Annotated in this window: 10 protein-coding genes; 3 read left to right on the top strand and 7 right to left on the bottom strand. The window is 74.4% G+C overall.

All coding sequences use genetic code 11. The features are described from left to right. Positions 1 to 153 precede the first annotated feature (153 nt). On the top strand, positions 154 to 2,019 hold the full coding sequence (locus DMH12_RS34665; protein ID WP_125495303.1) for an ABC transporter ATP-binding protein: 1,866 nt from the start codon (positions 154 to 156) through the stop codon (positions 2,017 to 2,019). 9 nt (positions 2,020 to 2,028) lie between these two features. On the opposite strand, the gene DMH12_RS34660 is transcribed toward DMH12_RS34665, so the two are convergent. From DMH12_RS34660 to DMH12_RS34640, 5 genes are all read right to left on the bottom strand, one after another. After that, entirely contained in the window at positions 2,029 to 2,214 is a 186-nt protein-coding gene (locus tag DMH12_RS34660) for a hypothetical protein (protein ID WP_125495301.1), read from the bottom strand. A gap of 168 nt (positions 2,215 to 2,382) precedes the next feature. Then, positions 2,383 to 3,072 (bottom strand): DUF899 domain-containing protein, encoded by a 690-nt coding sequence (locus DMH12_RS34655; RefSeq protein ID WP_125495300.1) that lies wholly within the window; start codon positions 3,070 to 3,072, stop codon positions 2,383 to 2,385. A gap of 112 nt (positions 3,073 to 3,184) precedes the next feature. Beyond that, positions 3,185 to 4,549: an amidohydrolase gene (locus DMH12_RS34650; protein WP_125495299.1), complete on the bottom strand. Its 1,365-nt coding sequence runs from the start codon at positions 4,547 to 4,549 to the stop codon at positions 3,185 to 3,187. A gap of 52 nt (positions 4,550 to 4,601) precedes the next feature. Next, positions 4,602 to 6,458, bottom strand: coding sequence for an FUSC family protein (locus DMH12_RS34645; RefSeq protein ID WP_125495298.1), 1,857 nt, complete (start codon positions 6,456 to 6,458; stop codon positions 4,602 to 4,604). 149 nt (positions 6,459 to 6,607) lie between these two features. Then, positions 6,608 to 7,387, bottom strand: coding sequence for a nucleotidyltransferase domain-containing protein (locus DMH12_RS34640; protein WP_125495297.1), 780 nt, complete (start codon positions 7,385 to 7,387; stop codon positions 6,608 to 6,610). Positions 7,388 to 7,538: 151 nt separating this feature from the next. Between DMH12_RS34640 and DMH12_RS34635 the strand changes: the two genes are divergently transcribed. After that, positions 7,539 to 7,952, top strand: coding sequence for a RidA family protein (locus tag DMH12_RS34635; protein WP_125495296.1), 414 nt, complete (start codon positions 7,539 to 7,541; stop codon positions 7,950 to 7,952). Next, entirely contained in the window at positions 7,949 to 8,419 is a 471-nt protein-coding gene (locus DMH12_RS34630) for a GNAT family N-acetyltransferase (protein WP_185832726.1), read from the top strand. The genes DMH12_RS34635 and DMH12_RS34630 overlap by 4 nt, the downstream gene beginning before the upstream one ends. A 52-nt stretch (positions 8,420 to 8,471) precedes the next feature. On the opposite strand, the gene pip is transcribed toward DMH12_RS34630, so the two are convergent. Then, positions 8,472 to 9,437, bottom strand: coding sequence for a prolyl aminopeptidase (gene pip, locus DMH12_RS34625; RefSeq protein WP_125495295.1), 966 nt, complete (start codon positions 9,435 to 9,437; stop codon positions 8,472 to 8,474). 41 nt (positions 9,438 to 9,478) lie between these two features. Beyond that, positions 9,479 to 9,816: uracil-DNA glycosylase family protein (locus DMH12_RS34620; RefSeq protein ID WP_312023991.1), on the bottom strand; the 338-nt coding region annotated here is incomplete at its 5' end.

Here is a 9,816-nt window from a genome sequence, read left to right as displayed (position 1 = left end):
CTCCCACGCCCTGCCCCCCGGCGTCCCGCCCCGCGATAGTGGCCGTCCGTCCACGATCGGGGGAGGCCGACGGTGCGCAGGAAGGGCAGCACGGAACCTGCCGGGGTGTCGGAGTCGGAACGGCTGCTCTTCGGCGGCCCCCTGCGCTACGACATGGGCTGGAACCAGCACGCCGACGCGTTCCTCGAGCTGGGCTTCCGCGCGATGCTGACCCGGCTCCCGTCCCTGCTGGCGTCCAGCCTCCGGCTCGCCCGGCAGGCCGACCCGCGCGCGGCGCGGACGGTGCTCGCGGCCGAGGTGGGCCGGGGCCTGGCGCAGGCGGTCAGTCTCCTCGCCGTCAACAGCGCGCTGGCCGGGCTGATGGCCGCCGGTCCGATCGAGGAACGCCTGCGCGGGACCGTCCCCGCACTGGTCACGGTCGCCGGGGTGATGCTGGTCGCGGCGCTGCTGCGGGCGGCCTCGACGTACGCGACCGGGCGGCTGGAGCCGAAGGTCGAGCGGGTGGCCACCGAGCGGTATCTGGAGCGGGCGGCGGCCGTGGAGCTGTCCGCGATCGAGGACCACGCCTTCCACAAGCTCCTGGACACCGCCCAGTACGGCGCGGCCTCCGCGCGGCGGATGATCTCGTACGGCACCCGCGTGGTGAACGCGATGATCTCGCTGATCGCGGCGGCCGGCGTCCTGACCGTGCTGCACCCGGCGCTGCTGCCGCTGCTGGTGACAATGACGCTGCCGAGCGCCTGGAGCGCGCTGACCCTGGCCCGTCGCCGGTACGAGTCCTTCCACGCCTGGGTGCAGCACGAGCGGGCGGGGAGGCTGCTGGGCAGTCTGCTGATCGAACCGGCCGCGGCCCCCGAGATCCGGGTGCACTCGGTGGGCCCCTTCCTGCTGCGGCACTTCCGCGCGATGTCGGAGACCGCGGAGGCGGAGCAGGCCAGGCTGGCCCGGCTGGCGGCCCGTACGGGGCTGATCGCGTCGGCCTGGACGGGGGTGGCGACGGCTGCGACGTACGCGACCCTCGGCGGGCTGCTGCTGGGCGGCGCGATGGCCCTGTCCGTGGCGGGCACCGCGGTGATCGCCATCCGCACCGGCTCGCAGAGCCTCGGCACCCTGGTCGTCGAGGTCAACGCGCTCCACGAGGAGGCGCTCTTCGTCGGCGACCTGGACCGGCTGCACGTGGAGGCGGCCGGGCGGGCCATCCCGCTGGGCGGCACCGCGCTTCCCGAGGACCCCAAGGAGATCCGCTTCGAGGGAGTCACGTTCAGTTATCCGGGCGACGCGACCCGCCCGGCGCTCGACGACGTGACGCTCTCGCTGCCGCTGGGCCGGATCGTGGCCCTCGTCGGTGAGAACGGCTCGGGCAAGACCACGCTGGTCAAGCTGCTCGCGGGCCTCTACACACCAGACCGGGGGCGCGTCACCTGGGACGGTGTCGACGCGGCGACGGCGGACCGGCACGCGCTCGCCGAACGGGTGGCGATGGTGGCCCAGGACTTCAAGCGCTGGCCGTTCACCGCGCGGGTGAACGTCGCCGTGGGCCGCTCCTCGGTGCCGCTGGGCGACGAGCGGGTGGCCGACGCGGTCGCCGAAGCCGGCGCCGAGGACGTCGTCGCGGATCTGCCGCGCGGCCTGGACACCCTGCTGGCCCGCAATTTCAGCGGAGGGCACGAGCTGTCCGGCGGCCAGTGGCAGCGGGTGGGGATCGCGCGGGCGGCGTACCGGCAGGGCCGCATCCTCATCGTCGACGAACCGACGGCTGCCCTGGACGCCCGGGCCGAGCTGGAGGTCTTCGAGAAGATCCGCGCCCTGGCCGGCAGCGGACAGACCGTCGTCCTGATCACCCACCGGCTGGCCTCCGTGCGCCACGCGGACCTGGTGCACGTCCTCGACCAGGGCAGGCTGGTGGAGTCCGGGACCCCGGACGAGCTGCTGGCCACCGGCGGGGTCTACGCGGAGCTGTACTCGCTCCAGGCGGAACAGTTCACGAAGGCGCCGGTACCGGCGCCGGAGGCGGGCTGACCCCGGTCGTCAGGCCACCGCGTCACTCGCGGCGACGGCGCCGCGCACCACGACCAGGAACATGTCCGTGGCGAGGTCCATGACCACTTCGGCGGGCTGGCCCTCCAGCCGCCGTGCCTGTGCGAACTCCTCCGCCGGCCAGGATCCTCGCGGTCCACCTGCGGGAAAGCGTTCGAGCACTGTTCGCCCGTTCACTCCGCACCTCCATGTAGCGCCGTACTCGTAGAGAGTTAAACGCCAACCATGGAGCGAAAGCCTCGCGCGGTGATGGTACTGAGACATAGTTGACACTCGTTCACCGCAAAGTGTGAGCCGTGACGCGGCCGTTCGGCCGTTTCCGCTACGGAGGGACTACGGAGCGTCTCAGTCCTCGTACTCGTCGTGGTAGCGGACTCCCTCGCTGCCGGCGGGCGCTCCGAGAGCCGTCGCGCGCCCCTCCGGTTTCTCCCACGGCTCCTGCCGGCCGAGCGCGGTCAGGTCGAGCAGGCTGGTGGTGGAGCCGATCCCGTCGAGGCCGCGCTCGTACGTCGAGTAGGTGTGGAAGACGCGCTCGCGGTCGCGCAGGAAGCAGCTGAGACCCGGCCGCTCGACCGGCTCGCCCTCGTGTTCGAGGGTGACCTCGAAGTCGGCGTTGAAGTCGCTGACGTACGACGAGTACCAGGGCAGTGTCCAGCCCATCCGCGCCTTGAACGGCAGGATCTTCGGGTACGGCGCCCGGGAGACGGCGGCGAAGGCCGTACCGCGGGCCCTCAGGTGCGCGAGGTGGCCGATCTGGTCCAGGAACGCCGAGCAGCTGCGGCAGCCCGCCTCCCACTCGGGCGCGAACATGAAGTGGTAGACGACGAGCTGGTCGCAGCCCTCGAAGAGGTCGAGGAGGGTGGCCTTGCCGTCGCCGCCCTCGAACACGTACTCCTTGTCGACCTCCACCATGGGCAGCCCGCGCCGTTCGGCGTTGAGGGCGTCACGCGCGCGGGTGGCCGCCTTCTCCTTGGCCAGTAAGGCCGCGCGCGCCGAGCGCCAGTCCGCGCGGGTCACGATCTCGGGCAGCGACATGGCTCCAGCTCCTCCATTGCGACGGAAGGTCGAAGGGTGGTGACTGCCGGGAGGAGAAGAACTCATCGCGGCTCGGAGAACTTTCTTCTCCGGGCCGCCGCGCGGATGCGGTTCAGGTGTCGTACTCCTGGACACGCCGCCCGTGGCCTCGGTCGGTCAGGGCGGGCAGCCGCTCCTCCAACTCCCGCACCACGGCGGGCACGTCGAGGGTGAGCAGCACGCGGTCGCGCATGAGGACACGGCCGTCCACGATCGTCGTGCGCACGTCGGCGGAGCGGGCGCTGTGCACGAGGGTGGCGGCGAGGTCGTGCACGGGCTGCGTGTGCGGTCCCGTGAGGTCGACGAGGATCAGGTCGGCCCGCAGGCCCGGCGCGATGCGGCCGACGGTGCCGGCGAGGCCCACCGCGTCGGCGCTCTGCAGGGTGGCGTGGTGGAGGGCCTGACGGGAGGTCAGCCAGCGCGGATCGCCCTCGGTGGACTTCTGGATCAAGGAGGTGAGCGCCATCGACTCCCACACGTCGAGGGAGTTGTTGGAGGCGGCGCCGTCCGTGGCGAGGCCCACGGGGATCCCGATGTCGCGCAGGGCGCGCACCGGGGTGGTGTCGGGCCAGGCGAACTTGAGGTAGCCGCGGGGTGCGGTCGCCACGGCCGTACGGCCCTCCGCGCGGGCGAGGAGCGGCAGGTCGTCCCCGGTGATGCCGGTGCCGTGCGCGATGAGCACGTCGGTGCCGAGGATGCCGGTGCGCTCCAGGACCTGGATCGGGGTGACCCCGTGCCGGGCGAGGCTGGTGTCGGTCTGGTCCCGGTTCTCGGCGGCGTGGAGGTGCACGGGCAGTCCGTGGTCGCGGGCGAGCGCGGCGGTGGCGGCGAGGTCGGCGTCGGTCACCGTGTAGGGGGCGTGCGGGGCGAGGGCGGTGGTGATGCGGCCGCCGGCGGAGCCCCGGTGCCGCAACGCGAACTCCAGCGACGCTTCCCGCCCCTCGGGGCCCTGCGAGGAGAAGTACGCCTGGCCCAGCTGCGCCCGCATCCCGCACGCGGCGACGACGGCGGCCACGGCGTCCATGGCGAAGTAGCTGTCCGCGAAGGTCGTCACCCCCGCGCGGATCATCTCGGCGCAGGCCAGCCGGGCGCCCAGGGTCACGTCCCGTTCTGTGAGGTTGGACTCGACGGGCCAGACGACGTCGTTGAACCACTCGTCGGTGGGCAGGTCCTCGGCGAGGCCCCGCAGGGCGACCATCGGCGCGTGCGTGTGGCAGTTGACCAGCCCAGGGAGGGCGACCTGGCCACGGGCGTCGATGCGGTCGGCGGCGGCCAGGCCTGCGACGGCGGCGGCGGTCGTCACGGAGTCGACGGCTCCGTCCCGTACGACGATCGCGGCGTCCTCCTCGAAACCGATCCGCTCCCGGTCGTCGTGGACGAGGACGGTGCAGCCGGTGATGACGAGATCCGCGGGCTTCCCGTGCGAAGAAGGCGTCATCACGCCAACCTACGGGGGCGGGCGCCGGCACGGCACCGGTCCGCCGGGGCGCTCACCCCGCGAGCGGCAGTTCGGGGCGGTCGCCGCCCACGCGTCCGCGCCGCTGGGCGAGTTCGTCCCCCAGCTCGGCGAGCCGGGCGGTGTGGCGGGGCGTGAGCCGGCCGGTGTCGTCGAGGTGGACGGCGCAGGCGGTGGTGGTGTCGACGAGCCGTTCGAGGACCGCGGCGACCTTGTCCGTGCCCTCGGAGTGGCGGGCGAGGGCGGGCAGTTCGGCGGCGGCGCGGTCGATGGCGGCGCGTGCCTCGGCGAGCGTGCGGTAGGCCTCGCGGCGCAGCGTCCACCGGGTGGCGCGGTCGCCGGACCCGCTCAGTACGTGCGCGAGGTAGGCCTGCGCTGCGGCGTCGGCGGCCCCGATCCGGGCCAGTACGCCGCCGCCCCGCTGTCCCGGCATCGGCAGATGCCCGACAACCAGCACGATCGCGCAGGCCAGCAGCGTCTCCGCGATGCGGCCGGCGGATGCCTGGGGTTCGCCGCCCACCATGACCAGGGCGAGGACGAGGACGGTGACGACGGTGGTCTGGGCGGCGAAGTGCCGTGCGGCGACCGGCACCAGGGCACCGCACACGGCGACGAGCGCGACCAGCCCCTCGGGCCGGGGCAGTACGGCCGCGAACCCGGCGAACAGCAGGGCCCCGAGCACGGTCCCGGCCGCCCGGCACAGGACCCGCGACACGAGCGGACCGAGATCGGGCTTGACGAGGAAGACGGCGGTGGCGGGCAGCCAGTACCAGTGCTGGTGGGCGCCGTACCAGTGGCCGTGGTGCAGCGCCTGGGCGACGGCGGCGGCGGCTCCGAAGCACAGCCCGGCCCGCAGCCCGTACTCACGCCCTCCCGCCCCGAAAACGTCGCGGGCGAGGGCGGCGGCCGACCGCCTGCGGGTGTGCAGGTCCTGGCCCCTGCCCAGGTCGAAGGCGACCGCGGCGTGCAGGAGGGCGTCGTCCAGGGCGCGCAGCGCGGGGTCGGTGCGCCGGGGCGCGGGCAGCGGTCCCGCGTGGGCGTTGCCGCGTACGGCGGCCGCGAGCCGGCGGGGCCCTTCCGAGGCACGGGCGGGCACCGGCCGCCCGGCCCACGCGAGCGCGGTCGCGGCTTCGCCGAGGGGCAGCGCGGCCGCGTACTGGGCGTGCAGTCGGCGTTCGGCCGCGGTGGAGGCACGGCGCCGCAGCCGGGGTCCGGCGAGCGCGTCCTGGGCGTGGTCGAGGGCGGCGGTGAGCGCGGCCCGGCGGGCCACGGCGTGCTCGGTGCCCACGGCGTCCAGCAGCGCGGCGACGGCGTCGTACACGTCGGCGATGGCCGCGCGCTCCCCGTCGAAGCGGAAGCCGCCGGTCAGCGAGCCGGGCGTGGGCAGCACCAGCCGCAGCAGGAGCAGCCATCCGGCGCCGGCGAGGAAGGCCAGCACGCTCTGCCACCCGGGGTCGGGCAACAGCATCCCGGCGCCCACCGCGCTGCCGACCAGCAGCTGCGTCCCGGCCTGGGACGCCACGGGCCCGACCGCACTGACGCCGCCCGCGACCAGCCCCAGCACGGTCAGCACCAGGGTCAGCGGAACGGCGCCCAGCTGCTGTCCGGCGTACGTCCCGGCGAGCAGCCCGGCCGCGCCCGCGAGCGCGGGTACGCCGATCCGCCGCACGGACGTACGGCGACTGCCCGGACGGTCGTTGATGCCGGCCAGCATGGCGGCGATCGCGGCGACGACCCCGAGGGAGGCCCGCCCGGCGGCCAGCGCGGTGATCAGCAGCGGCCCGCCGGCCAGCGCACCGCGCGTGACCGCGTTCCAGGGCACGGGACCGCGTTGGGCGTTCAGAGCATGGGCGAGCCACGGCGGGAGCACTCGGGCGGCGGTGCGGAACAAGGGGCGCGGCCTCCTGTCGTCCGGTCGAGGGCGATGACGAGCCTTCGGGCGACGGTGGCCGGGCTGGGTGGTGCGCTGTCAAGCGTACGACGGAACGGCGCGGGGGCGGAAACGGCCGTGTTTCCGGAGGATGACGGCTGCCTCGGCGCCTACGCCGGGCCCTCCGGGGCGACGCGCAGGAACGTCTCGGTGTGCTCCACCGAGCGGGTCAGGGAGCCCGGCTCCGGGGTCAGTCCGGCGACCAGCTCGTCGATCCCGCCCAGGCCGGCGCGCTCGACGATGCCCTTCTCGTTGGTGACCCACTCCCCCCGCGCCGCCAGGACCGCGTGTGCCGTCTGGGTGGCGGCGAGGGCGACGGCTCCGGCGACCTGGGTGAGGGCGCCCCTGGGGGCGTGGCCGGTTCTCGCGTAGGCGAGGGTGGCCGTGGCCGCGCCGTGCCAGTGGTCGGGGGCGGTGGCGCGCAGGGCGTCGGGGTAGCCGGGGCGGGGCAGTTCGCCGCGCAGCGTCCGGTTGATCGCCAGTTCGGCGACCACCAGGTACGTCGGGATGCCCGCCAGGTGGAACATCAGCGGCTCGACGCCGAAGCGGCCCGCCTCCGCCTCCGTCACCTGGTGCTCGACCGCGTCGAGGTCGCGGTAGTGCACGTCGACGCGGCGGCCGTCGATCGTCAGCCAGGCGCCGCCGTTGAAGACGCCGCCGCCCCAGGCGCCGATCTCCGAGACCTCACCGGCCCAGCCGAGGGCGCGGAGGTCGTCGGGGTCGAAGTCGCCCCGGTAGTAGACCGCCATGTCCCAGTCGCTGTCGGGTGTGTGCGTGCCCCGCGCCCGGGAGCCGCCGAGGGTGACGGCCCGCACGGCGGGCAGGGCGGCGAGCCGGTCGGCGGTGGTGTCGAGGAAGGCCTCGTCCGTGGGATCCGTGAGGGAGGGCACTGCGGTGGGCTCCTGGCGGTGACGGGGCGACGGAACGGACACCGGGAGCCTAGGCGGGCCCGGGGGCGGGCCGCGAGGGAAAATCGGGTGCGCGGCGGGGGCCGGGAGGCGCACGATCGGGAGGTTGTCCGTCCAGCTTCCAGGAGCCCGCGTGATTCAGCGCGTCACCGTGTCCGGTCTCTTCCCGCCGCCCACCTACTCCCACGCCTCCGTCGTCGAGGCCGGTACCCGGCTCGCCTTTCTCGCCGGGGCCGTTCCGCTCGACGCGGCCGGGAAGCTGGTCGGCGAGGGCGACGCGGTCCGTCAGGCCGAGCAGGTCGTCGCGAACCTCACCGAGCAGTTGCGTGCCGTCGGCAGCGACCTGCGGTACGTGGTGTCGACCGACGTGTACGTCGTGGGGACCGAGCCCGCAGAGCTGTCCGCCGTCTGGGACGTCGTCGAGGCGTCCGGGCTCAGCACCGGCCCGCATTCCTCGACGCTTCTCGGGGTGAGCTGCCTCGGATACACGGGACAGCTGGTGGAGATCACGGCAACGGCGGTCGTGCCCGAGGAGGCCCGTCCGTGAGCCCGGACACGGGGGCCGGGGCGGTCGTCCTGCGGCGCGCGTCGGCCGCCGACGCGCGTGCCGCCGCCGACGTGTGGCTGCGCTCCTTCGCCGCGGCGCTGCCGACCGTGGTCCGGCCTCGGACCGACGACGAGGTCCGGGCGTACTTCCGGCACGTGGTGGTGGAGCAGCACGAGGCGTGGGTGGCCGAGGAGGCCGGTGGTGCGGTGGCGGGGGTGATGGTGCTGGAGGGCGAGGAGCTGTCGCAGCTGTACCTCGCCCCCGAACGCCGCGGTCGCGGGCTCGGCGACCGGTTCGTCGCCCTGGCCAAGGAGCGCAGGCCGGCCGGGCTCGAGCTGTGGACGTTCCAGGTCAACGCGCCCGCGCACCGCTTCTACGAGCGGCACGGGTTCACCGCGGTGGAGCGGACGGACGGCGCCCGGAACGAGGAGCGGGAGCCGGACGTGCGGTACGTGTGGCGCCCGTAGGCGACGTCCGCAGGCAGGGCTCCCGGCCGCCGCGCCTTCGCCCGGCCGCCGCTCAGGCTTCGCGCCGGGCGTAGTCGTCCGTCGCCGCCACGAGTGCCTCGTCCCCGACGGCTCCGGCGTCGTGTCCGGCCTCGTCCACGATCACCAGCTCGCTGTCCGGCCACGCGTGGTGGAGCCGCCATACGACACCCAGCAGGTTGCCGAAGTCGAGGCTGCCCTGCACCAGGGTGCCGGGGATGCCCTTCAGCAGGTACGCGTCCCTGAGGACCACGCCCTCGTCGTTGCCCTCGCCGAGGAAGTGGTCGTTGCTCCAGTAGTGCGTGACGGTGCGGGCGAAGCCCTGGCGGAACTCCGGGTCCTCGAACCGGGCGACCGAGCGCGGCGGCGCCGGGACGGTCGCCGTCTCCCAGTCGGTCCAGGCGCGGGCGGCCCGCTCCCGGACCGCCGCGTCCGGCGACTCCAGCAGCCGGTTGTAGGCGGCGGCCGGATCGCCGTCGCGCTGGTCCCCGGGCAGCGCGGCGAGGAACCGTTCGAAGGCCTCGGGGAAGACTTTGCCCAGCCCTCGGGTGAGGAGGGCCACTTCGGCGTTGGAGCCGGTCGCGACGCCGGTCAGCACCAGCTCGGACACCACACCGGGGTGCGTCTGCGCGTACCGCAGGGCCAGGGCCGACCCCCACGACACCCCCCACACCAGCCAGCGCTCGATGCCCAGGTGGGCGCGGAGCCGCTCCAGGTCCGCCATGACGTGTGCGGTGGTGTTGACGCTCATGTCGGTGTCGTGTGCGCTCGCGCGGGGCAGCGACCGTCCGGCGCCGCGCTGGTCGAGGAGGACGATCCGGTAGGCGGCGGGGTCGAAGTACCGCCGGTGCCCCGCGCGCGCGCCGCTGCCCGGCCCGCCGTGCAGCACCAGCGCGGGCTTGCCGTCCGGGTTGCCGCAGGTCTCCCAGTGGACGGTGTTGCCGTCGCCGACGTCGAGCATGCCGTGGTCGTACGGTTCGATCTCCGGATACAGGCCCATCGGAGCACCGTAGCGCCGCCGGACCGGGGCGCTCATCCGCTTTACCGGGTGGGCAGGCCCGCCGCGTCCGCCGCCGCGCGCAGCACGTCGCGGAGCATCTCGGGAGTGAGTCGGCCGGTGAAGGTGTTGCGCTGACTGACGTGGAAGCAGCCGAAGAGGCGCAGGCCGGGCCCGTCGGGCGCGTCCAGCGTGACCTGCCCGCCGTGTGCGAAGGGCGGACGGGGGCGGGGCACGGTCCAGCCCCCGGCGGCGAACGCGGGCAGTGCCGCCTGCCATCCGAAGGCGCCGAGCACGACCACCGCACGCAGCGTCGGCCGCAGCAGGTCCAGCTCCTGGACGAGCCAGGGACGGCAGGTGTCGCGTTCGGCGGGGGTGGGCT

Source organism: Streptomyces sp. WAC 04229 (assembly GCF_003947455.1).
Taxonomy (GTDB): Bacteria; Actinomycetota; Actinomycetes; order Streptomycetales; family Streptomycetaceae; genus Streptomyces.
This window is presented reverse-complemented; position numbering and strand designations above follow the sequence as displayed.

Excerpts from the sequence above, each read along its gene's own strand:
- DMH12_RS34665 (WP_125495303.1), top strand. The coding sequence starts at position 154 with ATGGGCTGGAACCAGCACGCCGACGCGTTCCTCGAGCTGGGCTTCCGC.
- DMH12_RS34655 (WP_125495300.1), bottom strand. The coding sequence starts at position 3,072 with ATGTCGCTGCCCGAGATCGTGACCCGCGCGGACTGGCGCTCGGCGCGC.
- DMH12_RS34650 (WP_125495299.1), bottom strand. The coding sequence starts at position 4,549 with ATGACGCCTTCTTCGCACGGGAAGCCCGCGGATCTCGTCATCACCGGC.
- pip (WP_125495295.1), bottom strand. The coding sequence starts at position 9,437 with ATGGGCCTGTATCCGGAGATCGAACCGTACGACCACGGCATGCTCGAC.